General features: G+C 60.8%; 23 protein-coding genes. 6 read left to right on the top strand and 17 right to left on the bottom strand.

What is annotated here, in order from left to right:
• Window positions 1-71: 71 nt before the first annotated feature.
• From KHO07_RS03475 to KHO07_RS03435, 9 genes are all read right to left on the bottom strand, one after another.
• On the bottom strand, window positions 72-1,229 hold the full coding sequence (locus KHO07_RS03475) for a D-alanyl-D-alanine carboxypeptidase family protein (protein ID WP_150734650.1): 1,158 nt from the start codon (window positions 1,227-1,229) through the stop codon (window positions 72-74).
• Between the two features lie 196 nt (window positions 1,230-1,425).
• Window positions 1,426-2,433 (bottom strand): septal ring lytic transglycosylase RlpA family protein, encoded by a 1,008-nt coding sequence (locus tag KHO07_RS03470; RefSeq protein ID WP_150734649.1) that lies wholly within the window; start codon window positions 2,431-2,433, stop codon window positions 1,426-1,428.
• Window positions 2,433-3,443, bottom strand: a complete 1,011-nt coding sequence (gene mltB / locus KHO07_RS03465; protein ID WP_150734648.1) for a lytic murein transglycosylase B — start codon at window positions 3,441-3,443, stop codon at window positions 2,433-2,435. Before mltB ends, KHO07_RS03470 begins: the two co-directional genes overlap by 1 nt.
• 17 nt (window positions 3,444-3,460) lie before the next feature.
• Entirely contained in the window at window positions 3,461-4,564 is a 1,104-nt protein-coding gene (gene rodA / locus KHO07_RS03460) for a rod shape-determining protein RodA (protein WP_191635261.1), read from the bottom strand.
• Between the two features lie 31 nt (window positions 4,565-4,595).
• Entirely contained in the window at window positions 4,596-6,491 is a 1,896-nt protein-coding gene (gene mrdA, locus KHO07_RS03455; RefSeq protein ID WP_150734646.1) for a penicillin-binding protein 2, read from the bottom strand.
• Between the two features lie 10 nt (window positions 6,492-6,501).
• Entirely contained in the window at window positions 6,502-6,969 is a 468-nt protein-coding gene (rlmH, locus tag KHO07_RS03450) for a 23S rRNA (pseudouridine(1915)-N(3))-methyltransferase RlmH (protein WP_007937439.1), read from the bottom strand.
• A 9-nt stretch (window positions 6,970-6,978) separates the two neighbouring features.
• Window positions 6,979-7,473, bottom strand: a complete 495-nt coding sequence (gene rsfS / locus KHO07_RS03445; RefSeq protein WP_150734645.1) for a ribosome silencing factor — start codon at window positions 7,471-7,473, stop codon at window positions 6,979-6,981.
• A gap of 73 nt (window positions 7,474-7,546) precedes the next feature.
• Window positions 7,547-8,191, bottom strand: coding sequence for a nicotinate-nucleotide adenylyltransferase (gene nadD / locus KHO07_RS03440; protein ID WP_212627583.1), 645 nt, complete (start codon window positions 8,189-8,191; stop codon window positions 7,547-7,549).
• Between the two features lie 46 nt (window positions 8,192-8,237).
• Window positions 8,238-9,509, bottom strand: coding sequence for a glutamate-5-semialdehyde dehydrogenase (locus tag KHO07_RS03435; RefSeq protein ID WP_212626473.1), 1,272 nt, complete (start codon window positions 9,507-9,509; stop codon window positions 8,238-8,240).
• Between the two features lie 190 nt (window positions 9,510-9,699).
• Between KHO07_RS03435 and KHO07_RS03430 the strand changes: the two genes are divergently transcribed.
• Window positions 9,700-10,398 carry a DNA-3-methyladenine glycosylase gene (locus KHO07_RS03430; protein WP_212626472.1) on the top strand — a complete coding sequence of 233 codons (699 nt, stop codon included), beginning with the start codon at window positions 9,700-9,702 and terminating at the stop codon, window positions 10,396-10,398.
• Window positions 10,399-10,476: 78 nt separating this feature from the next.
• Window positions 10,477-11,793: a bifunctional DedA family/phosphatase PAP2 family protein gene (locus tag KHO07_RS03425; protein WP_212626471.1), complete on the top strand. Its 1,317-nt coding sequence runs from the start codon at window positions 10,477-10,479 to the stop codon at window positions 11,791-11,793.
• Between the two features lie 647 nt (window positions 11,794-12,440).
• Here KHO07_RS03425 and KHO07_RS03420 read toward each other — a convergent pair.
• The 4 genes from KHO07_RS03420 to KHO07_RS03405 form a co-directional block, all read right to left on the bottom strand.
• Entirely contained in the window at window positions 12,441-12,602 is a 162-nt protein-coding gene (locus KHO07_RS03420; RefSeq protein WP_212626470.1) for a hypothetical protein, read from the bottom strand.
• 116 nt (window positions 12,603-12,718) lie between these two features.
• Window positions 12,719-13,309, bottom strand: a complete 591-nt coding sequence (locus KHO07_RS03415; RefSeq protein ID WP_212626469.1) for an LON peptidase substrate-binding domain-containing protein — start codon at window positions 13,307-13,309, stop codon at window positions 12,719-12,721.
• An 11-nt stretch (window positions 13,310-13,320) separates the two neighbouring features.
• Window positions 13,321-14,037 (bottom strand): LrgB family protein, encoded by a 717-nt coding sequence (locus KHO07_RS03410; protein WP_075949055.1) that lies wholly within the window; start codon window positions 14,035-14,037, stop codon window positions 13,321-13,323.
• Window positions 14,034-14,396 carry a CidA/LrgA family protein gene (locus KHO07_RS03405; protein ID WP_212626468.1) on the bottom strand — a complete coding sequence of 121 codons (363 nt, stop codon included), beginning with the start codon at window positions 14,394-14,396 and terminating at the stop codon, window positions 14,034-14,036. The genes KHO07_RS03410 and KHO07_RS03405 overlap by 4 nt, the downstream gene beginning before the upstream one ends.
• A 192-nt stretch (window positions 14,397-14,588) precedes the next feature.
• Here KHO07_RS03405 and KHO07_RS03400 point away from each other — a divergent pair, with 192 nt between their 5' ends.
• The 3 genes from KHO07_RS03400 (at window position 14,589) to KHO07_RS03390 (ending at window position 17,545) form a co-directional block, all read left to right on the top strand.
• A complete protein-coding gene (locus KHO07_RS03400; protein WP_150701613.1) occupies window positions 14,589-15,044 on the top strand; it encodes a MaoC family dehydratase in 456 nt (151 codons plus the stop codon).
• 113 nt (window positions 15,045-15,157) lie between these two features.
• On the top strand, window positions 15,158-16,876 hold the full coding sequence (locus KHO07_RS03395; RefSeq protein WP_212626467.1) for a C13 family peptidase: 1,719 nt from the start codon (window positions 15,158-15,160) through the stop codon (window positions 16,874-16,876).
• A gap of 27 nt (window positions 16,877-16,903) precedes the next feature.
• A complete protein-coding gene (locus KHO07_RS03390) occupies window positions 16,904-17,545 on the top strand; it encodes an oxidoreductase (protein ID WP_075949051.1) in 642 nt (213 codons plus the stop codon).
• A 57-nt stretch (window positions 17,546-17,602) separates the two neighbouring features.
• Here KHO07_RS03390 and KHO07_RS03385 read toward each other — a convergent pair whose 3' ends face one another.
• The 4 genes from KHO07_RS03385 to KHO07_RS03370 form a co-directional block, all read right to left on the bottom strand.
• A complete protein-coding gene (locus KHO07_RS03385) occupies window positions 17,603-17,887 on the bottom strand; it encodes a YceK/YidQ family lipoprotein (RefSeq protein ID WP_150734638.1) in 285 nt (94 codons plus the stop codon).
• Window positions 17,880-18,512 carry a flavin prenyltransferase UbiX gene (ubiX, locus tag KHO07_RS03380; RefSeq protein WP_075949049.1) on the bottom strand — a complete coding sequence of 211 codons (633 nt, stop codon included), beginning with the start codon at window positions 18,510-18,512 and terminating at the stop codon, window positions 17,880-17,882. The genes KHO07_RS03385 and ubiX overlap by 8 nt, the downstream gene beginning before the upstream one ends.
• Window positions 18,509-19,858 carry a UDP-N-acetylmuramate:L-alanyl-gamma-D-glutamyl-meso-diaminopimelate ligase gene (gene mpl / locus KHO07_RS03375; RefSeq protein ID WP_212626466.1) on the bottom strand — a complete coding sequence of 450 codons (1,350 nt, stop codon included), beginning with the start codon at window positions 19,856-19,858 and terminating at the stop codon, window positions 18,509-18,511. Before mpl ends, ubiX begins: the two co-directional genes overlap by 4 nt.
• 216 nt (window positions 19,859-20,074) lie before the next feature.
• Complete coding sequence (locus tag KHO07_RS03370; RefSeq protein ID WP_212626465.1) at window positions 20,075-21,988, bottom strand: sigma-54-dependent Fis family transcriptional regulator; 1,914 nt, start codon at window positions 21,986-21,988, stop codon at window positions 20,075-20,077.
• Window positions 21,989-22,427: 439 nt separating this feature from the next.
• Here KHO07_RS03370 and KHO07_RS03365 point away from each other — a divergent pair, with 439 nt between their 5' ends.
• Window positions 22,428-23,948, top strand: coding sequence for an aldehyde dehydrogenase family protein (locus tag KHO07_RS03365; RefSeq protein WP_150734634.1), 1,521 nt, complete (start codon window positions 22,428-22,430; stop codon window positions 23,946-23,948).
• The last annotated feature ends 192 nt before the right edge of the window (window positions 23,949-24,140 follow it).

Raw genomic sequence — 24,140 nt, 5'->3', positions numbered from 1 at the left:
TCGTAAGCGTAAGCCGTGGCGACGGCAAAGCCCCGCGCCGGATCAGCGCGGGGCTTTGCAGGTGCACACTATCAGTTGAACAAGCCGTAGAAGAATAGACGGATGCTATCCCACATGCGACGGAAGATACCACCCTCTTCGACGCCGTCCAGTGCGATCAGATCAGCGCTGTGCACCACCTTGTCGTCCAGTTTGACTTCGACTTTACCGATCACGTCGCCCTTGGCGATTGGCGCAACCAGTTGCGGGTTCATGGTCATGCTGGCAGCGAGCTTTTTCAGCTGGCCTTTCGGCAGGGTCATGGTCAGGTCTTGCGCCAGGCCGGCCTTGACCTGGTTGGTCGAACCTTTCCAGACAGGAGCCTGAGCCAGCTCGGCGCCTTTCTGATAGAAGGTCTGGGTTTCGAAGAAGCGGAAACCATAGGTCAGCAGCTTCTGGGTTTCAGCGGCGCGAGCCACTTCGCTGTTGGTACCGAATACCACGGCGATCAGACGCATGCCATCACGCACGGCCGAGGACACCATGCAGTAGCCTGCTTCGTCGGTGTGGCCGGTTTTCAGACCGTCGACCGTCTTGTCACGCCACAGCAGCAGGTTGCGGTTAGGTTGCTTGATGCCGTTCCAGAAGAACTCTTTCTGCGAGTAGATCGCGTAGTGAGCCGGGTCTTCGTGGATGATCGCGCGAGCCAGCACGGCCATGTCGTGAGCCGACGAGTAGTGCTCCGGGTTCGGCAGACCGGTCGGGTTCATGAAGTGGCTGTTGGTCATGCCCAGGTCGCCAACGGTTTTGTTCATCATGTCGGCGAAGGCATCTTCGCTACCGGCGATGTGCTCGGCAAGTGCAACACTGGCGTCGTTGCCCGACTGAATGATGATGCCGTGCAGCAGGTCGCTGACAGTCACCTGCGAGCCAACCTTGATGAACATCCGCGAACCGCCGGTACGCCAGGCGTTTTCACTGACGGTGACCGGATCGTTTTCACCGATCTGGCCGCGACGGATTTCCAGGGTCGCGATGTAAGCCGTCATCAGCTTGGTCAGGCTGGCTGGCGGCAGACGCTGGTCACCATTGTTTTCGACCAGCACGTTGCCGCTGCTGGCGTCCATGAGCACGTAGGCCTTGGCGGCCAGTTGCGGTGGCGACGGCATCATCTCGACCGCGAAAGCGGCAGGCGAGAGGAGCAGCGGGACTAGAAGGCACAGGCGTTTGGCAAAGGTGGTGATGTTCATCCGTCTCTCGAAATCGCTAATGGAAACTTGCCCGAGGGCAAAACTATTCAGACAGCCTTCTAACGGGCCATCGCGTGTTCAGTTGCTCACTCAGTAACCCTTGCCGGGCTTTTGTTCTTCAACGAGCCAACAACCTGGTTCACCCCCCAAAACCGCAGATGAACCGTCAATCAAGTTCTACGTATTGTTCAGCGGCTTACTCGGTCACTACGCTTGGCGAACCGAGATTGGCCAGGCGCACACTGTTCTGCACTTGCTGGATTTCACCCGGCGAACCGATTGGCCCCATGCGCACCCGATGCAGGGTCTGCTGATTGCGCACGATCGAACTGATGAACACCGGAGCGCTCACCATCCCGCTGAGCTTCGACCTCAGCAGTTCTGCAGCGTCCGGGTTGGCGAACGCGCCCACCTGCAGATACTGGCCAGACGCTGGTGCAGAAGCGTTTTTTTTTGCATCGATTTGTACAGGAACGACAGCGGCGGCGTGTTGTTGCGGCGGCGGAGTCCATTGCTCTACGGTACCGGCCGAAGCCGTAATGACCGGGGCGCTATTCTGCGCGACTTGCGGCTCGTTGAGCATTAAAGGCGCCGGACGGCCCTTGGCGGCCCACCATTGTTGCGGATCGATGCCTTCGACCTTGACCCGTGCGGTGCCGGTTTCGGCGTAGCCGAGCTTCTTGGCGGCGGCGTAGGACAAGTCGATGATGCGGTCCGAATAGAACGGCCCGCGGTCATTGACCCGCAGGATCACAGTCTTGTTGTTGTCCAGGTTGGTCACCCGAACGTAACTTGGCAGTGGCAGAGTCTTGTGGGCGGCACTCATGCCGTACAGGTCATAGACTTCGCCGTTGGCGGTGTTCTGACCATGGAACTTGGTGCCGTACCAGGACGCCGTGCCCGACTGCACGTAGGTTTTGGACTCTTGCAGCGGGAAGTAGGTTTTGCCCAGTACCGAATAAGGCGCGGCCTTATACGGGCCGGTGTGCAAGGTTGGCGTGGCATCCGGGATGCGCGAAACGTCGACGTCCCACCAGGGTGCGCCATCTTTGTGAGCCCGGTTGATGTCCAGCCCCGGCGTCGAGCGCACGGCAGTGGAGGACTTCTGGGCCGGCGCGCGGCTGGTCGAACAACTGGCGACCAGCACCGCCAACGCGGCAAATGCCATTAGCTTCAGGGGTTTATTCATAGGCATTGCCCGCATTACTTGACGCCCCGTGCTTGGACCAGCTGTTCAGACAGTTGATGTACGGCCATGGCGTACATCACGCTGCGGTTATATCGCGTGATCGCGTAAAAATTCTTCAGGCCCATCCAGTATTCAGGGCCATTCTCGCCTTCCAGTCGGAATGCGGTAACCGGCATATCATCGCGCAGCGCATCATGACTTGACCAGCCCAAGGCCCGCAACTCTCCAACGGTTTTAGTCGGCTCGATGCCGGTGGTCAAACCTTCATCGACCTGCTCGCCCCGCACATCGGCGCGGCTGACCACCGGTTCGCCGGCGACCCAGCCGTGACGCTTGAAGTAACTGGCGACGCTGCCAATGGCATCGTCCGGGTTGTTCCAGATATTGATGTGGCCATCACCGTCGAAATCCACCGCATAGGCGCGAAAGCTGCTGGGCATGAACTGCGGCAGCCCCATCGCCCCGGCGTAAGAGCCTTTGAGGGTCAACGGGTCGACCTGCTCTTCACGGGCCAGCAGCAGAAACTCGCGCAATTCCTTGCGGAAAAATTCGGCACGGGGAGGATAGTCGAAACCCAGGGTCGATAAGGCATCGATTACCCGGAAATTGCCGGTATTGCGGCCGAAAAAGGTTTCAACGCCGATGATCGAGACGATCACCTGGGCCGGCACGCCGTATTCCTGTTCCGCCCGGGCCAGCACTGCTTCGTGCTGGCGCCAGAAATCCACGCCGCGGGCGATGCGCGCATCGGTGATGAACATCGGGCGGTATTCGTTCCACTGCTTGACCCGCTCCGCGGGTTTCGAAATGGCGTCCAGGATCGACTGTTTGCGCTCGGCCTCGCGGAACACGCCCATCAGCTGTTCACCGGCAAAACCGTAGTCGCGGGTCATTTCACCGACGAATTCGGCCACTTGCGGTGAGCCTTCGTAATCGCCGGCCACCGCGTCCTGCGCAGTGCCAAGGATGCTTACCAGGCCGACCCACGGCGCATATCGAGTCGCCCAGCCACGCATTACTTGCATTGAACTCTTCACCTTATTCAAACCTGTGCGATCCACTTACGATGGGTATGGATCGACATCAAAACCCCAAACGCTGACAGCAGCGTCACCAGCGAAGTTCCTCCGTAGCTAATGAACGGCAACGGCACCCCCACCACCGGCAACAAGCCGCTGACCATACCGATATTGACGAAAACATAAACAAAAAACGTCATGGTCAACGCGCCGGCCAGCAATTTGCCGAACAATGTCTGGGCCTGGGCGGTAATCACCAGCCCGCGCCCGATCAATAGCAGATAGATCAGCAGCAGCGCACAGATGCCCACCAGGCCGAACTCCTCACCCATCACCGCAATAATGAAGTCGGTGTGGCTTTCCGGAAGGAAGTCCAGGTGCGACTGGGTGCCCAAAAGCCAACCCTTGCCAAACACGCCGCCGGAACCGATGGCGGCTTTCGACTGGATGATGTTCCAGCCAGTGCCCAGCGGATCGCTCTCCGGGTCGAGGAAGGTCAGGACTCGCTGCTTTTGGTAGTCGTGCATGACGAAGTACCACATGGCGACTGACACCGGCACAGCGGCGGCGAGCACACTGAGGATCCAGCGCCAGCGCAGCCCCCCCATGAACAGCACGAATGCGCCACCGGCCAGAATCAACAGCGACGTGCCGAGGTCCGGTTGGCGCACGATCAATATGAACGGAACACCGATCAACAGAAGGCTGATGCCCACGTGCTTGAGCTGCGGTGGCAGCGTGCGTTTGGACAGGTACCAGGCGATGGTCGCCGGCATCAGGATCTTCATGAACTCCGATGGCTGGAAGCGGATGACACCGGGGATGTTGATCCAGCGCGTGGCGCCCATGGCGTTGTGACCCATCACATCCACCACTACCAACAACAGCACGCCGATCACATACCCGACCGGTACCCAACGGGCCATGAAACGCGGTTCGAGCTGAGCGATGACGATCATCGACACCAGGCCAATACCGAACGAAGTGGCCTGTTTGGCCAGCAGATCCCAGCTCTTGCCACTGGCCGAATACAGCACGAACAGGCTGCCAGCGGCGAGGGTCAGCAGCAGGATCAGCAGCGGCCCGTCGATGTGCAGGCGTTGCAACAGCGTCGCGCGACGCCGCATCACATCCTCGCTGGAGAGCATGCGATCAAAATTATTCATCACGGGCAGTAGCCTCTGCACTGATAGGGTTGGCGTACTCGGCTTTGAGGTGGCCGTCCTGATCCAGCAGCCACGCATCCATGATCTGACGCACGACCGGCGCAGCCACGCCGGAGCCCGACTCACCGTTCTCGACCATCACCGAGACCACGATTTTCGGATCGTCGGCCGGTGCGAAGCCGACGAACAAAGCGTGGTCGCGATGGCGTTCCTGGACCTTGGAGCGGTCGTATTTCTCGCCCTGCTTGATCGCGACCACCTGAGCCGTACCACTTTTGCCGGCAATCCGGTATTGCGCACCAATCGAGGCCTTGCGTGCAGTCCCTCGGGCACCGTGCATAACCTGCTGCATGCCATGGTTCACTCGGGTCCAGTCCGCCGGGTCGCGCAGGATGATGTCCGGCATAGGGTTATGATCCACCGGCTTCTCGCCTTCGATGGTCTTGGCCAGGTGCGGGCGTTTCCAGATCCCTTTGTTGGCCACCAGCGCAGTGGCCTGGGCCAGTTGCAACGGCGTCGACTGCATATAGCCCTGACCGATCCCGAGAATCAGCGTCTCCCCCGGGAACCACGCCTGACGACGTGTTGCACGCTTCCACTCTCGCGTCGGCATCAGGCCTGGCGACTCTTCGAACATGTCCAGGGAAACTTTCTGGCCAATGCCGAACTTGGTCATGTAGGCCGACAGCCGATCGATCCCCAGCTTGTGCGCCAGATCATAGAAGTAGGTGTCGTTGGAACGCATGATCGCCGTATCGAGGTCGACGAAACCGTCGCCGGTACGGTTCCAGTTGCGATACTTGTGATCGTAGTTGGGCAGCATGTAGTAGCCCGGGTCGAACACCCGGGACGAAGCTGTCACCACGCCCGCGTCCAGACCGGCAATCGCCACCGCCGGCTTGATCGTCGAACCTGGCGGATACAGACCGCGCAGCACGCGGTTGAACAGCGGCCGGTCAATGGAATCGCGTAGCTCGGAATAGGCCTTGAAACTGATGCCAGTGACGAACAGGTTCGGATCGAAACTCGGCTGACTGACCATCGCCAGCACTTCACCGGTCTTCGGGTCCAGCGCCACGACAGCGCCGCGACGCCCGCCGAGTGCAGCCTCGGCGGCTTCTTGCAACTTGATGTCCAGGCTCAGGACGATGTCCTTGCCGGGAATCGGATCGGTACGCTTGAGCACCCGCAATACGCGGCCCCGAGCATTGGTTTCCACTTCCTCGTAACCCACCTGGCCGTGCAGTTCGGGCTCGTAAAAGCGCTCGATACCGGTTTTGCCGATGTGGTGGGTGCCGCTGTAATTGACCGGATCGAGGGTCTTGAGCTCTTTCTCGTTGATCCGTCCCATGTAACCCACCGAGTGCGCGAAATGCGCACCCTGCGGATAGTGACGAACCAGTTGCGCAACCACTTCCACACCCGGCAGGCGGAACTGGTTAACGGCGATCCGGGCGATCTGTTCTTCGGTCAGCTCAAACAGGATCGGCACCGGCTCGAACGGCCGGCGCCCCTGGCGCATGCGCTTCTCGAAAATCACCCGGTCCTCGGGCGTCATCTCCAGCACTTCGACGATGACGTCGAGCACTTGCTGCCAGTCGCCGGACCGCTCGCGGGTCATGCTCAGGCTGAAACTCGGCCGGTTGTCGGCAATCACTACGCCGTTGCGGTCGAAAATCAACCCACGGGTCGGCGGAATCGGCTGCACGTGGACGCGGTTGTTTTCCGACAGGGTCGAGTGGTACTCGTACTGGATCACCTGCAGGAAATACAGACGCGCGATCAGCACGCCGATCAGCGCCACCACCGCAATTGCCCCGAACACGACACGGCCACGCACCAGACGGGCGTCTTTTTCGTGGTCCTTGATGCGGATCGGCTGAGGCATGAGGGCAGAACTACTTGTGGTAAGGGTGGCCGGACAGAACTGTCCAGGCACGATACAGCTGTTCGCCGATGAGGATTCGCACCAACGGATGTGGCAACGTCAACGGCGAGAGCGACCAACGCTGATCGGCACGGGCACAGACTTCCGGCGCCAGCCCCTCGGGGCCACCCACCATGAAGTTGACGGTGCGCGAGTCCAGCCGCCAGCGATCGAGTTCCACCGCCAGCTGCTCTGTACTCCAGGGCTTGCCGTGGACTTCGAGGGTGACAACACGCTCGTTCGGCCCGACCTTGGCCAGCATGGCTTCGCCTTCCTGACGGATAAAGCGCGCCACGTCGGCGTTCTTGCCCCGGGTGTTGAGCGGAATTTCCACCAGTTCCAGCGCCAGCTCGGACGGAAGACGCTTGGCATATTCATGCCAGCCTTCTTCCACCCACTTGGGCATGCGAGAACCGACGGCGATCAGTCGCAGTCGCACAGCCGTTCCTTATTCCTGGTCTTTGTTGAGCTTGTTGAAATGCTCGTGACCAACTTCAGGGCTGTGGTGTTTGCCGTCGGCGGCACGGCTCTGCTCGGCACCTTTCCACAGGCGCTCCAGGTCGTAGAACTGACGGGCGTTGGAGGTCATCATGTGAACGATCACGTCGTCCATGTCCAACAGTACCCAGTCGCTGTCGCCCTTGCCTTCTTCACCCAGCGGCTTGATGCCCAGGGCTTTGACGGCTTCGCGAACCTTGTCCAGCATCGCGCCGATCTGGCGGTTGGAGGTACCGGTGGCGATAATCATGAAGTCGGTGATGCTCTGCTTGTCGCGGACATCGATGACCAGCACGTCCTGGGCCTTGACGTCTTCCAGAGCCGCCACGGCGATCTTGACCAGCTCGTCGCCTTTAGGCGGCTCGGCAGCCAGGACCTTCTCAGGCAGCGGGGCACTCTTGAACGTGCCTTTGCGCTTAACTTTGTTTACGTCGTTGTTCGTCATATAAAACTCGTTTTGCTCGTATGTTCGGGCGCTTCAATACACGTTGTTGCTACGTGCCTTGAGGCACTCCTATTCAGTTCGACGCACGGTAGAGTCCGTGCGCATCGATGTAGGCCAGGACCGCGTCGGGCACCAGGAAACGTACCGACTTACCGCTGGCCAGCAGTTGACGGATCTGGGTGGCGGATACCGCGAGCGGTGTCTGCCAGACGAATGCAATCTGTCCGCTCGGCCCTTTGAGGGCCAGCGGGTCGCTCACCGAGCGCGCTGCCAGCAGGTTGCGCAAGGCATCCGGCGGTTCGCTGTCGGCATCCGGGCGTTGCAACACCAGGATATGGCAATGCTGGAGCAACTCTTCCCAGCGGTGCCAAGTGGGCAGGCCGCAAAATGCGTCCCAGCCCAAAAGCAGAAAAACCTGGGTCTCTGCGGCCATTTCGGCACGCATCAACTCCAGGGTATCAATGGTGTAGGACGGTTTGTCCCGCTGCAATTCGCGGTCATCCACCACCAACGGTGCCACGCCGGCCACCGCGCACTCGACCATCGCCAAGCGGTCCTGCGCCGACACCTGCGGCGTATCCCGATGGGGTGGCCTGGCACTGGGTGTCAGGCGCAGTTCATCGAGAGCCAGGGTTTCGGCGACTTCCAGCGCACCACGTAAATGACCGATGTGCACCGGGTCGAACGTTCCGCCCAGCACGCCAATACGGCGAGGCAATGGCTCGCTGACGGTCGACGGGGCTGACGGGTCGAAGTCGCCCAAGTCAGGCCGGCTCCTGTCCGCGCAGCTGGCCATCACCGACCACGACATACTTCTCGCAGGTCAGCCCTTCGAGGCCGACCGGGCCGCGGGCGTGCAGCTTATCAGTAGAAATGCCGATCTCGGCACCCAATCCGTATTCGAAACCATCGGCGAAGCAGGTCGGGGTGTTGATCATCACCGACGACGAATCGACTTCAGCCACGAAACGCCGGGTGTCGCCCTGGTGTTCGCTGACAATCGAATCGGTGTGGTGCGAGCCGTAATGGTTGATGTGCTCGATGGCCTGCTCCAGTCCGTCGACCACGCGGATCGACAGAATCGCCGCCAAATACTCCGTGCTCCAGTCTTCTTCGCTGGCCGGCACGGCATCGATGATCGCCCGGGTGCGTTCGCAGCCACGCAGTTCGACGCCTTTTTCGCGGAACTGGGCTGCCATCGCGGGCAAGAAATCTTTGGCAACGGTTTGGTCGACCAGCAGCGTTTCCATGGCACCGCAGATGCCATAACGGTAGGTCTTGGCGTTGAACGCGATGCGTCGGGCTTTCGCCAGGTCGGCGTATTCGCCCACATAGACGTGGCAGATGCCGTCCAGGTGCTTGATCACTGGCACGCGGGCGTCACGACTGACACGCTCGATCAGGCCGCGACCGCCGCGAGGCACGATGACATCGACGTATTCAGGCATGGTGATCAGTGCGCCAACGGCAGCACGGTCAGTGGTTTCGACCACTTGCACCACAGCGGCCGGCAAATCGGCCTCGGCCAGGCCGCGTTGAATGCACGCCGCGATGGCACGGTTGGAATGAATGGCTTCGGAGCCACCGCGCAGGATGGTCGCGTTTCCGGACTTCAGGCACAGGCTGGCGGCGTCAATGGTCACGTTGGGACGGGATTCGTAGATGATCCCGATCACGCCCAATGGCACGCGCATCTTGCCGACCTGGATACCCGACGGACGGAAGCTCATGTCGCGGATCGCACCAACCGGGTCCGGCAGCGCGGCCACCTGACGCAAACCGACGATCATGCCGTCGATGCGCGCCGGGGTCAGCGCCAGACGCTCAAGCAGCGCCGACTCCAGACCACTGGCGCGACCGGCCGCCAAGTCCAGCTCATTGGCTGCAGTCAGCTCGGCGCGGGCGGCGTCCAATGCGTTGGCGGCAGCCTGCAGGGCGCGGTTTTTCTGCGCTGTGCTGGCACGGCCAATCACGCGAGACGCTTCGCGGGCGGCGCGACCCAAGCGGGTCATGTAGTCAAGAACGGACTCAGTCATGGTCTGGGCGTGGTCTTTTCTAAGGTCTTGGTAAAGAGTAAAGCGGCAGATTATAGCTGTCGTGCCTCCTGACTAACAGCGGTGACGGGCGGATGGTCGAAATGGAGGGCAAATTGCCGAGGTTCAGCCGGGATTAAGCTGCAAATTGTTATCATCACGACTCAATCAGCCCTGATAAACACTGTTCATCATGTCCAACCTGACTGTCCGAACGTCCGCTGCGGGCCTGCCTATGGGCCTTCCGGACGCGTTTTTCGACCGCGACGCGCAAATTCTCGCCCGGGACCTGCTCGGAAAAGTCATTCGTCATCGAGTTGGCGAACTGTGGCTCAGCGCCCGGATCATCGAAACCGAAGCCTATTACTGCGCCGAAAAAGGCAGCCATGCGTCCCTCGGCTACACAGAAAAACGTAAGGCTTTGTTTCTGGATGGCGGGCACATTTACATGTATTACGCCCGCGGTGGCGACTCCCTGAACTTCAGTGCCCAGGGCCCGGGCAACGCGGTACTGATCAAATCGGCCTACCCGTGGATCGATGAACTGAGCGGGCCGGCGAGCCTGGCGCAGATGCTGCTGAACAACCCCGACGCCCAAGGCCGCCCTCGCCCCTCGCAAAAGCTCTGCGCCGGGCAAACGCTGCTGTGCAAGTCGCTGGGTTTGAAGGTGCCGGTCTGGGATGCCAAACGCTTCGACCACGAGGTGCTACTGGTTGAGGACGTCGGCCAGCCCCCTGGCCACATCATCCAGACTACGCGCCTGGGCATCCCCCATGGGCGAGACGAACATTTGATGTACCGCTTTGTCGACGCGACCTACGCTGCCTGGTGCACGCGGAACCCGCTGCGTCGGGGGCAGGTCGAAGGGCGCGACTATTTTGTGCTGACTTGAGAATGGAAAGATCCCTTGTGGCAACGAGCCTGCTTGCTCCCACAAGGGGCGGACTGAAATTTCAATGGAGTTGTTTTTATGGGCTCATGGCTCGATAGCGTGACCGGTTGGCTGACGGTCAACCCGCAATGGCTGGCGGCGGCGGTGTTCATCGTGGCTTTTATCGAATGCCTGGCGATTGCCGGCCTGATCGTGCCCGGCACGGTATTGCTGTTTGCCGTCGCGGTACTGGCCGGCAGTGGCGCGTTGTCGCTAAGTGAAACGCTATTGCTGGGCTTCCTCGCTGGCGTACTGGGTGATGTGGTGTCGTATTTTCTCGGACGCCACTTCCATCAGAACATCCGGCGCCTGCCAGGCTTGCGCCATCACCCCGAGTGGATCGCCGGGGCGGAGTCGTACTTCCATCGCTACGGCATCGCCAGCCTGTTGGTCGGACGCTTTATCGGCCCGCTGCGTCCCATGCTGCCGATGGTGGCCGGAATGTTCGACATGCCCTTCCCGCGTTTCTTCGCCGTCAGCCTGCTGGCGGGCGCCGGATGGTCGGTGGCGTATCTGCTGCCAGGCTGGGCCACCGGCGCGGCCATTCGCTTGCCGCTGCCCGAAGGTTTCTGGCCGGAGGCCGGGATCGTTGCCGGCGCCATCGCCGTCATGGTCGGATTGAGCGCAACCAGCAGTTTGCGTCGACATCGCAACGCCACGGTATTCATTACCGGGATGAGCCTGCTGATTCTCGCCGGGCTGTTTATCGGCTTTCCCCATCTGACCGCGCTGGATCAAGGCGTCATGACCCTGGTCCAGGAACATCGCAAGCCCGTGCTGGATGAAGTTGCCGTGGTGCTCACGCTGATCGGCGAATTCCGCAATATGCTGTTGTTCAGTGCCCTGCTGGTGGCGCTACTGCTGATCACCCGGCAATGGCGTCAGGCGATCTTCGCTTGCAGTACGCTGCTTTTCACGGCGCTGGCCAACACCGCCACCAAAAACTTTTTCGCCCGCGTGCGACCGGAGGTGTTGAGCGACCCCCTGACCAGCTACAGCATGCCCAGTGGCCATGCATCAGGTGCCTTTGCGCTGTTCCTGACCCTGGCCGTGCTGGCGGGCCGCGGCCAACCCCCGCGGATGCGCCTGACCTGGTTGCTGGTGGCTTGCCTGCCGGCGCTGGCGATCGCCCTGTCGCGGGTGTACCTCGGCGCCCATTGGCCAACGGATGTATTGGCAGGTGCGATGCTGGCGGCATGCGTCTGCGCGGCGAGCTTGTGGCTGATCCAGCGCAAGGCGTCGCTCAATCCAATGCCGCCAAGAATCTGGTGGCTGATATTGCCGTCGCTGGTGGCTATGTTCGGGTTCTTCGTATTGCGGCATTTACCGCACACGATGCTGCGGTACGCCTATTAAAAAGATTCTTCACGCATTCCCAGGAAACACAGATAACGCGAAATCCGCAGGAGCCGGCTTGTTGGCGATAGCTGTGCGTCAGAAACAGCGTTGTCGTTTGAACGGTCGCCATCGCCAGCAAGCCGGCTCCTACAGGGAAGCTGCGCACGAACCAGATAGACAGGCCGGCCGGTAGGCCGCCTCGCGGCGCTCTGGCGGTTTTCGCCCCCTCGCGAGGCCGAGCGCAGGTTCTGCGCAGTGGGCAACCCGGCATGGATGCCGGGTTAGCCGCCCCCGGCCATGGATGGCCGATGGCGGCGGGCCCACGGAGCAGGACCGGAGCGAGGGCATGCCGAGCCACAGCGAGGCACCGAACGAAAGGGGCAAAAGCGCTTGGTTACTTGGCGCTTTTCCAAGTGACCCGCTGTAAAAGCGGAACCATAGGTGGCCGTTACCGCAGCAATGGATATGAACACTCTCAAAAAATACCAAGACAGACACACCGCCATCGCCAGCAAGCCGGCTCCTACAAGGGGAACGCGTTGGTAACGCATCAACGGAGATGCAGGTGTTTGATCGGAATACAGCGGGCAAAAAAAACCTTGAAAAAAAACACCCCGACCTGTCAGGCCGGGGTGTTTCTTAAAACATCTTCAGCTCATCGATGCTCAAGCACTTTGACGCTTGCGCATTTCAAGAATCAGGGCATCGGCGACTTGACCTGCGACGACTGCGGTGGCCTCAAAAGGCTGCATGTAGCTGGCATGTTTAAGCATGTAGCCCACGGCAGCGGCTTCCCAGGCAGCACGTTCGGTTGTGTAGATCGTCATGGTTGTAATTCCTTTTAGTAATGAAATTGGCCACTTCGTGTGGACATACGCAAACTAAATACATCCTTCGCGCTCTGCAATGCTGGCGATCCAGTCCAATCATTGCCAATTGCTGCTCAGGCAAACAACTCGCCCTGCAGCTCATCCAGTAGCGCTTGAATCGCATCCAGTCGTTGCTGCGGATCATCGAGTTGCAGCAAGTCGATCTTGTCGAGTTCGGCGAAGGGCAACAGGTAAGCCAACTGATTGGCCAGCGACTGCTGCCCGGTAGCTTCAGTGCCCATGTTCAGTGCTTCGACCATTGGGTGTTCAGCCAAGGCCTTGAGCAAGGCCACCAGATCGGCATCTTCATCCTGTAGCGGCTGTTCCGGCTCTTCGTCCAGCCACTCGACCTCGGCCACGATCAACTGATCCCGCTGTAATTCGGTGCGCAGTACGTTGAAGCGCCGCCCGCCCTGAACCCGAATCCCCAACAGACCATTGTCCTGGGTCTTGAAGTCGGTGATCAGCGCCTCGCATCCGACCAGCGCGTATCCTGCCGGGGCGATGCCGACTTCTTCGCCGTCGAGAATGCAGACCACGCCGAAGCCGCCGCCCTGTTTCATGCAGCGACCGATCATGTCGAGGTAGCGCGCCTCGAAAATCTGCAAGTCGAGGATGCAACCGGGAAACAACACTGTGTTCAGCGGGAAAAGCGGCAGGTTCATAGACATTTCCTTTACACCACCATCGACACCGCCAACGGCAGCAACACCGCCGTGGCCACGCCCATCAAACTCATCGCCAGCGCCGCGAAGGCGCCACATTCTTCACTTTCCTGCATCGCCACCGCCGTGCCGACTGCGTGGGCGGTCATACCCAGTGCCATGCCCCGGGCCTCGGGGCTGTGGACGCCGAGCCGGGTCAACAGACTCGGACCAAAGATCGCGCCGATCACCCCGGTGATCAACACAAACACCGCGGCCAACGCGGCGACACCGCCAATCTGCTCGGCCACCAACATCGCTATCGGCGAGGTGACCGACTTCGGCGCCATGGTCATCAGGATCATGTGCTCGGCTCCGAACCACCAGCCCAGCAGCACGCCCAGAACGGTGGCGACCACACCGCCTATCACCAGCGTAGTAAATATCGGCCAGAACAACTGCCGAATCCGCCGCAGATTCAGGTAAAGCGGCACGGCCAGCGCGACCGTCGCCGGCCCCAGCAGGATGCTGAGGATCTCGGTGCTCTTGCGGTACTCGACATAGGTCAGGCCGCAGCCCACCAATACACCGATCACCAGCAACATGGAGACCAGCACCGGCTGCAAAAAGATCCAGCGGGTTTTCTCGTAGGCGGCCAATACCAGCTGATAGGCGCCGAGGGTGATGCCGATGCCGAACAAGGGATGATGAATCACCGACGCCCAGGCGCCGTGCCAGTCGAAGATCATTGGCTGTCCTCGGGATGAACGTGGCGTTTGACCAGCCGCTGCATCAGCACACCGGCAAACGCCATCGACAGCAGCAGCGACAGGAACAGCGCGCCGACAATGGCCCAGAAGTCCGCGGCGATGTCGGTGGCATACACCATCACGCCCACGGCCGGCGGTACCAGCAGCAAGGGCAGGTAGCGCAACAGGCTGCTGGCCGCCAGGTTCAGCGGCTCACCCACCTGCCCCCGGCTGATCAGAAACACCAGCAACAGCAGCAGACCGATGATCGGCCCCGGCAGGAACGGCAAAAACAAATGGTTGATCGCGGTGCCGAGCAATTGAAACAGCACCAGCCAGGTCAGGCCACGTAACAACATCTTTCATCTCCCGCAAATCCGTCACCCGCATTGGCCCGGGCATTATAAGCATGCCTGCCCTATACATCGGCATTCGCCAAAAGCATGGTCGGTTGACCGGAGCGAATTGCCATGTTGATCTAAAGTGGTAATCCGGGCGGTCAAATCCCCCACCTTAAAACTATAAAACCGATGAACCCAAGGAGAGTCTCAATGCCCTATGTTCCAGTTGCAGAGCTCAATGATTATGTCGGCAAGGAACTCGGACGTTCCGAATGGCTCACCATCGATCAGGAGCGCATCAACCTGTTCGCCGAAGCCACCGGGGATTATCAGTTCATCCATGTCGACCCGGTCAAAGCCGCGCAAACGCCGTTTGGCAGCACCATCGCCCATGGCTTCCTGTCGCTGTCGCTGATTCCAAAACTGATGGAAGACATTCTCGTCCTGCCTGAAGGCCTGAAAATGGTGGTCAACTATGGCCTGGACAGCGTGCGTTTCATTCAGCCGGTCAAGGTCAATTCGAAAGTGCGCCTCAAGGTCGACCTGACCGAAGTCACCGAGAAAAAACCCGGCCAATGGCTGCTCAAGGCCACCGCCACACTCGAAATCGAAGGCTCGGACAAACCGGCGTACATCGCCGAACCGCTGTCACTCTGCTTCGTATAAATCTTACGGGATGCGAAGCAGCTCCCGCTGTTTCGCGTTTCCTGCCTCTGTATCGACTGTATAAGGACACATAGCTGCGGCATACTCGGTCGCCTAATTGCCCGGAACCCGCTATGCGCTCACTTGCACTCATTGCCTTGACCCTGATGCTCACCGCTTGCGGTGACGGCGAATCGCTGCTGCCGCCTGACGCCCGCCTGCCGGACGGCGGACGCTATCGCGGCGACTTGGTCAATGGCTTGCTGCAAGGCCAGGGCCGGATCGATTACCCGAACGGCAGCTGGTACGCCGGTGAGTTCGACAAGGGCCAATGGCACGGCCAGGGTGAATGGCACGGCAGCAATGGCGAGGTCTTTCGCGGGCAATTCAATCAGGGCCTGTTCGACGGTCAAGGCACACTGACAACCAACGGCAGCAGTTACAACGGCGGCTTCAAACTCGGTCGTCGCGACGGTGAAGGCACGCTCAAAGAAAACGGCATGACCTACCGCGGCGAGTTCAAGGCCGATCAATTTTCCGGGCTCGGCCGTCTCGAACTCGATGACGGCAGCGCCTATCAAGGCCAGTTCGCCCACGGCAAACCCAACGGTGAAGGCCAGCGCGGCGACGCCAGCGGCAACCAATACACCGGGCACTTCGTCGACGGTCAGCTGGAAGGTAAAGGAACATTCAACAGTGCCGACGGCGATATCTACGTCGGCGGTTTCAAGAACAATCAATTGCACGGCAAAGGCCGCTACGAAAACGCCGATGGCGACGTCTGGCTGGGGCAATTCAAGGAAGGCTCGCTCAACGGCAAAGGCGAGTTGATCGGCGCAGACGGCAGTCATTACATCGGCCACTTCAATGACTGGCGCTTCAGCGGTCAGGGCCGGCTGAACCTGGCCGACGGCAGTTTCTACGTCGGCCAGTTCGACAGCGACAGCTATCAAGGGCGCGGCACCCTGGTGCTGACCGATGGCTCGGTGCTCAGCGGCACGTGGGTCAACGGCCAGCGCGTGCGCGATGCCGATGGCAAGTTGCTGCCGGACACCCTCGAACTCGGCCTGCTGGCCCAGGGGCGCCTGCTTGAAGAAGCACTGGGCAACGTACCGGCCTCGACGCCAGCGATAGAGCTGTACACCCTGACCCTCGGCGGCGACGGCAAGCAGAGTGTGTTTCTGCGCGAATCCGACTATGTCGCCAACATGCTCACCAGTCGATTCGGCGCCTTTGGCCAGATCCGCCTGGTCAACCATCGCGACCACCTCGGCGACCGGCCAATGGCCACCCGGGAAAACCTGCGCCGCGCCGCGCTTACCCTGGCCGAGCGCAGCGGCCCGGAAGACCTGATCTTCATCTACCTGACCAGCCACGGCACCAGCGAACACGAATTGGTACTCGACCAGCCGCGCATGGAGCTGGCCGATCTGCCGGCGGATGAGCTGGCGGCCGTCCTCGCCCCGCTGAAGAACCGTGACAAGATCGTCGTGATTTCGGCGTGTTACTCCGGTGGCTTCATTCCCTCCCTTAAGGACGAGCGCACCCTGATCATGACCGCATCGCGGGCTGACCGCGTGTCGTTTGGCTGCTCTGAGGAAGCCAATTTCACCTACTTCGGCGATGCCTTGTTCGCCCAGGCATTGAACCAGACCGACGACCTGGAGCAAGCCTTCAAGCTGGCCAAGGCCACCGTCGCCGAGCGGGAGCTGGCCGACAACTTCGAGGCCTCCGAGCCGCAGATCTGGGCACCGAAAACCGTCCTCTCACACTGGCAGCTTTTGCGTAAACAACAGGCACGAAAAGCGCTTCAAAGTGTCTCCATTGACAACAAGGACGCAAAGAACAACTAAGCTGATCAGTATCAAGGGAGAAACACTATGTACTTGACGCCTCAGCATGTGCTGCTTGCCGGAGCCACCGGTTTGACCGGTGAACATCTACTGGATCGCTTGCTCAACGAGCCAACGATATCGCGAGTATTGGCCCCCTCACGCCGGCCGCTGGCCAAGCATCCACACCTTGAAAACCCGGTCGGCGACCCGGCGGTGTTCCTGCCGCAGTTGAACGGCCGGGTCGATATCGCCTACTGCTGCCTGGGCACCACCATCAAGCAGGCCGGCTCCGAAGAGGCATTTCGCGCCGTGGACTTGGACATGGTCGTGGCTTTTGGCAAACGCGCGCGGGAGATGGGCGCACGGCACCTGATCGTCATCAGTGCGCTGGGAGCTGATCGAAGGTCCTCGATTTTCTACAACAAGGTCAAAGGCGAGATGGAGCACGCATTGCGCGCGCAGGACTGGCCGCAACTGACCATTTGCCGACCATCATTGCTATTGGGCGAGCGTCTCGAACCGCGCCTGGCCGAGAAAGTCGCCGGTCCGCTGTCTCGACTGATCCCCGGCAAATACCATGGCATCGAAGCCTGCCAACTGGCCCGTGCGATGTGGCGCCTGGCGTTGGAGGAGCAAGATGGGGTGCGGATTGTCGAGTCGGATGAATTGAGGAAGTTGGGTAAATAATCGACGAACCTTGTGGCGAGGGCGCTTGCTCCCTCGCCACAAAAGCCAGGTTCGCCCCTACAGCCCGCCCGTCGCCTGAAAACTCACGCCGATCACCGTCAACAACGAAAGCGGCAACAGCAGCGTGTCGAGCAACGCACTGGCCGGCAGATCCACACCCGGATAGCTCGGCGCCTCCGCGCCGAAACGATCTTTCGCGCAGCAACCGCCATTCAACGCATACAAATCCAGCCGCGTTCCGGCGTACACCACCGGCGCGCCCGGCTTGGCCGCATCCAGCGTGCGCGCCGTGGCGCATCCGGCCAGCTGCAATGCCAGCACAACCACCAACAGCTTATTCATCGCTGGTCAGATGGTGCTCGCCCCAACGTGGCAGCATGTCCTGGGGAATGTTCAGCAGATTAAGGATTCGCGCCACGACGAAATCGATCAAATCGTCGATGGTTTGCGGCTGATGATAAAAGCCCGGCGAGGCCGGCAGAATCGTCACGCCCATGTTCGACAACTTGAGCATGTGCTCGAGGTGAATGCTCGAATACGGCGCTTCACGGGGCACCAGAATCAACTGGCGACGTTCCTTGAGCGTTACGTCGGCAGCACGTTCAATCAGGTTGTTGCAGGCGCCCGTGGCGATGGCCGACAAGGTGCCCGTCGAGCACGGCACCACCACCATCGCCGCCGGTGCGCCGGAGCCCGAAGCCACTGGCGACATCCAGTCTTCCTTGCCGTACACGCGAATCTGCCCGGCCTGAGCGCCGGTGTATTCGGTGAGGAAGGCCTGCATCATCTGTGGCTTGGCCGGCAACGTCACGTCGGTTTCAGTGGCCATCACCAACTGCGCAGCCTTGGAAATCAGGAAGTGCACTTCGCGGTCTTCGCGCACCAGGCAGTCGAGCAGACGCAAGCCGTATTGAGCGCCAGAAGCCCCCGTCATCGCCAGCGTGATGCGGTCCGGACCATTGTTCATTTCAGCGCCTCGGCGAGTTTGCCGTGCAGGCCACCGAAGCCGCCGTTACTCATGATTACCACGTGAGTGCCGGGCTGGGCCTGGCTCTTCACGCGTTCGATGATGCCTTCCAGCGAATCGCTGACGATCGACGGCACGGTGCACAGCGCCGCGGTGCCGGCCAGGTCCCAGCCGAGGTTGGCCGGTGCGTACCAGATCACCTGATCGGCATCAATCACGCTTTCCGGCAAGCCGTCACGGTGCGCGCCGAGCTTCATCGAGTTGGAACGCGGCTCGATGATCGCGATCAACGGGGCGTCGCCGATGCGTTTGCGCAGGCCATCCAGTGTCGTCGCGATTGCGGTCGGGTGATGTGCGAAGTCGTCGTAAATGGTGATGCCACGGACTTCCGCGACTTTTTCCATCCGCCGCTTTACGCTTTTGAAGGCGCTCAACGCCGCGATACCCATGGACGGCACCACACCCACGTGGCGCGCGGCAGCCAATGTGGCCAGGGCGTTGGCGACGTTGTGCTGGCCGGTCATGTCCCACTCCACCACGCCTTGGGAGATGCCTTCGAACATCACTTCAAACTTCGAACCGTCCTCGCTGTGCAACTTGACCTGCCACTGCCCGCCCGCGCCGGTGGTTTGCACCGGGGTCCAGCAACCCATGTCGATGACGCGTTGCAAGGCCGGCTCAGTGGTCGGATGGATCACCAGGCCTTCGCTCGGGATGGTCCGCACCAAATGGTGGAACTGGCGCTCGATGGCCGGCAGATCGGGGAAAATATCGGCGTGGTCGAATTCCAGGTTGTTCAGGATTGCCGTGCGCGGACGGTAGTGAACGAACTTGGAACGCTTGTCGAAGAAGGCACTGTCGTACTCGTCGGCTTCGATGACGAAGAACGGCGTATCGCCCAGACGCGCCGACACCGAAAAATTCTGCGGCACACCGCCGATCAGGAAGCCCGGGCTCATGCCCGCGTGCTCCAGCACCCAGGCAAGCATGCTGCTGGTGGTGGTTTTGCCATGGGTACCGGCAACCGCCAGCACCCAGCGACCTTGCAGCACGTGATCGGCCAGCCATTGCGGACCGGAGACATAAGGCAGGCCTTTGTTCAGTACGTATTCGACCGCCGGATTGCCACGGGACATGGCGTTGCCGATCACCACCAGGTCAGGGGCCGGGTCGAGTTGCGCCGGATCGTAGCCTTGGGTCAACTCGATGCCTTGAGCCTCAAGCTGCGTGCTCATCGGCGGGTAGACGTTGGCATCGGAGCCCGTCACGTGATGGCCCAGCTCTTTGGCCAGAACCGCCATCGAACCCATGAAAGTGCCGCAGATACCAAGAATATGAATGTGCATAGTCGACCTCGTAAAACATGGCCGCAGGTTAGCTTAGGGTGGGAAAATTCGCACTCTTTAGCTGAGATTAACCGCGATCACTGTGGCGAGGGAGCTTGCTCCCGCTGGGCTGCGCAGCAGCCCCAAACCGGTGCCCACGGATGCTGTGGCTGATCGCATCATGGGGCGACGGCTTCGCCGCCGAGCGGGAGCAAGCTCCCTCGCCTCAAAAGCGGTTTACCGGGCGATACCGTGTTTACGCAGTTTTCGATAGAGGGTGTTACGGCTTACGCCAAGCTGCTCGGCGGTATTGGTCATATGCCAGCGCGTCTGCTCTAGCGCATTGAGCAACGCCAGCCGTTCGGCATCCTCCAGCGGATGCTCCGATGGCTCTTCGACCACGTGCGCCACCGCCGATCGGGCCGAACGAATCATCGCCGGCAAATCTTCCAACCCGATCCGACCGTCGTCACACAACGCCGCCAACGTGCGCAACACATTGCGCAACTGCCGCACGTTGCCCGGCCAGGCAAAGCCCAGCAGGGCTTCCCGCGCAGGCTCATCAATCACCACCGTTTCACCGCGCGCTTCTTCGGCCAGTAAAAAGTCGAGCAGTTGTGATTTGTCACTGCGTTCACGCAATGCTGGCAGTGCCACCTCCAGGCCGTTGAGCCGGTAATACAAATCCTCGCGGAAGCTGCCGTCCTGCACCCGTTCCAGCAGATTGCGGTGGGTGGCGCTGATGATCCGTACGTTGACCGATTCCGGCTCGCCGCCGATCGGCACCACCAGGCGGTCTTCCAGCACCCGCAACAACCGTGTCTGCAGAGCCAGCGGCATGTCGCCGATTTCATCCAGGAACAAGGTGCCGCCATCGGCCTGCTGCAGCTTGCCGCGCATGCCTTCCTTGCGTGCGCCGGTGAAGCTGCCGCCGCGATAGCCGAACAATTCGCTCTCGATCAGACTTTCAGGAATGGCTGCGCAGTTGAGGGCAACGAAAGCTTTTTCCGCGCGTTGGCTGGCCTGATGGACCGCTTTGGCGAAGGCCTCTTTGCCCGAGCCGGTTTCACCGTTGATCAGCAGCGGCACGTCCCGCTCATAGACACGCAAGGCCTTGCGAAAGTCCGTCTGCAAACCGCTGTCGCCCAGGCAGATGCCAGCCAGCGCGGTCCGGTCCTCAATAACCGGAGCAGGCACCACCGGCAACGGCACGCGGCGCGACTCACCGCGCAACACGGCGAACAGTCGGCGCCCGTCACGGGTTCGCAGCGGCCAGCTCGCACTGGCAGTGATGCTCGCGCGGCCGAGCAATTCATCCAGCGAGCAGTCGAAAAACGCGTCCACCGGTTTGCCCAGCAAGCCACTGCGCACCACACCCAGCAGGTTCAGGGCGCTCTGGTTGACCGCGCTGATCCGCCCCTCGCCATCAAACGCCAGCAGCCCTTCGCTGAACAGCCCGACGGACTCGGCCTGCAAATGAAAACGCAGCAGCCACTGGTTGTCGAAACATCGCAGGAAATAGCAGCTCTCAATCATCTTCGCCGAAAGATTGACCAGGGCCATGGTGTGAAACTGACTCTGACGCGAGACATCGTGCCGCGCCGAGGACACGTCGAGCACGGCCAGCAGTTCGCCATGCGGGTCGAACACCGGGCTCGCCGAACAGGTCAGGCCCGTGTGACGACCACGGAAGTGTTCGTCCTGATGAATGGTCAGCGCCTGACGCTCCACCAGGCAGGTGCCGATACCGTTGGTGCCTTCGCAGGCTTCGCTCCAGTCGGCGCCGAGCCAGAGCCCGGCACGCTCGAAAATCTTCCGTTCGGTGGGGGCCGTCACGCAATTGAGGATCACCCCGCGCGCGTCGGTCAACAGCACCGCATGACCGGCGCCGGAGAGTTGCTGATGCAGGCTGGTCATTTCATTGCCGGCGATGTGCAGCACTTGCTGCAGGCGCTCGCGGCTTTCGAGGACGCGCCCATGCTCCAGCACCGTCGGCGCCATGGTCAGGGCCGGGTCGAGGTGATAATCCTCAAGACAGCGCAGCCAGGAACGGGCGATGGACGGATCGCTGCCTGGACCGTGCAGGTGGGTTTTCCCCTGCTTGACGGTCAACACTTGCTGGGCATGGCGACTCAAATGATTGTCGTGCATTTCTTATTATTCTCCCCGAAAGCAGTGCCCGCCCTTAAAGGAGTGGACACACACCTTGTGGCGAGGGAGCTTGCTCCCGCTCGAGTGCGAAGCGCTCGCCAGAATCTTGGCCGGCCGACTTTTTTTGGGGCCGCTGCGCGGCCCAGCAGGAGCAAGCTCCCTCGCCACAAAGCAGCGTCCCGTCGCCGAGCATCCTCCAGCCGGGCGCGCATTGCAATGCTGGCAAGACGCGTCAGTCACAGGATGTGCCATAAGCGGTACAAACTGTCACAGAGGGTGTACCGAAAGCGTCACAGGCGCCACCCGCCCGTCCGAGAAAAAATGCGCAAGGCCTTGATTTGCCTGAGCTGCGGGGCAGTGGCCCGACCTTTGCTCTACGCTTATAGCAAGCGCCCATGCGCTCTTCCTTACAAATACAAAAAGCCAAGGAGAAAACATCATGCGTTACGCTCACCCCGGTACTGAAGGCGCTATCGTTTCGTTCAAGAGCAAATACGGTAACTACATCGGCGGCGAGTTCGTCGCGCCTGTCAAAGGTCAGTACTTCACCAATACCTCGCCAGTGAATGGCCAACCGATTGCCGAATTCCCCCGCTCCACGGCCGAAGACATCGACAAGGCCCTGGACGCTGCCCACGCAGCGGCCGATGCCTGGGGCGCCACGTCCGCCCAGGCGCGCTCGCTGGTGCTGCTGAAAATCGCCGACCGCATCGAGCAAAACCTGGAACTGCTGGCAATCACCGAATCCTGGGACAACGGCAAAGCCGTTCGCGAAACCCTCAACGCCGACATCCCGCTGGCTGCCGACCACTTCCGCTACTTCGCCGGGTGCATCCGCGCCCAGGAAGGCAGCGCTGCCGAGATCGACGGAAACACCGTGGCTTATCACATCCATGAACCCCTGGGCGTGGTCGGGCAGATCATCCCGTGGAACTTCCCGATCCTGATGGCTGCCTGGAAACTCGCCCCGGCCCTGGCCGCCGGTAACTGCGTGGTGCTCAAGCCTGCCGAGCAAACGCCGTTGGGCATCACCGTGCTGATCGAACTGATCGGCGATCTGCTGCCACCGGGCGTGTTGAATATCGTCCAAGGTTTCGGCAAAGAGGCTGGCGAAGCCCTGGCCACCAGCAAACGCATCGCCAAGATCGCCTTCACCGGCTCGACCCCGGTCGGTTCGCACATCATGAAATGCGCGGCCGAAAACATTATTCCGTCCACCGTGGAGCTGGGTGGCAAATCGCCGAACATCTTCTTCGAAGACATCATGAAGGCCGAGCCGTCCTTCATCGAAAAAGCCGCTGAAGGCCTGGTGCTGGCGTTCTTCAACCAGGGCGAAGTCTGCACCTGCCCTTCCCGTGCGCTGGTACAGGAGTCGATCTACGACGACTTCATGAAAGAAGTCATGAAGAAAGTCCTGTCGATCAAACGTGGCGACCCGCTGGACACCGACACCATGGTTGGCGCCCAGGCGTCCGAGCAGCAATTCGACAAGATTCTTTCGTACCTGGAAATCGCCAAGGGCGAAGGCGCCGAGCTGCTGACCGGCGGCAAGGTGGAAAAGCTCGAGGGCAATCTTGCGAGCGGCTATTACATCCAGCCGACCCTGCTCAAGGGCACCAACAAAATGCGCGTGTTCCAGGAGGAAATCTTTGGCCCGGTGGTGAGCATCACCACCTTCAAGGATGAAGCCGAAGCCCTGGCCATCGCCAACGACACCGAGTTCGGCCTCGGCGCCGGCCTCTGGACTCGCGACATCAACCGCGCCTATCGCATGGGCCGCGCCATCAAGGCCGGTCGTGTGTGGACCAACTGCTACCACCTGTACCCGGCGCACGCCGCGTTTGGTGGTTACAAAAAATCCGGCGTCGGCCGTGAAACCCACAAGATGATGCTCGACCACTATCAGCAGACCAAAAACCTGCTGGTGAGCTACGACATCAATCCGCTGGGCTTCTTCTAAACGCGTCACTGCCATCGCCAGCCCGCCGGCTCCTACAGACCGCGTACACCTGTAGAAGCCGGCTGGCTGGCGATGGCATTTCGAACGACACACCACCCACAGCCTGGCTGCTCTGGCACGGGCCTTGCCTGTTCGCTCTACACGCAAATGCGCCGGCTATCTGGACTTCCAACCGAATCCGCGCAGGCACCA

It is taken from the genome of Pseudomonas sp. PP3 (genome assembly GCF_905336995.1).
In the GTDB taxonomy this organism is placed as follows: domain Bacteria; phylum Pseudomonadota; class Gammaproteobacteria; order Pseudomonadales; family Pseudomonadaceae; genus Aquipseudomonas; species Aquipseudomonas reinekei.
Note: the sequence above shows the minus strand (reverse complement) of the source record. Positions and strands in the feature narration are given on the sequence as shown.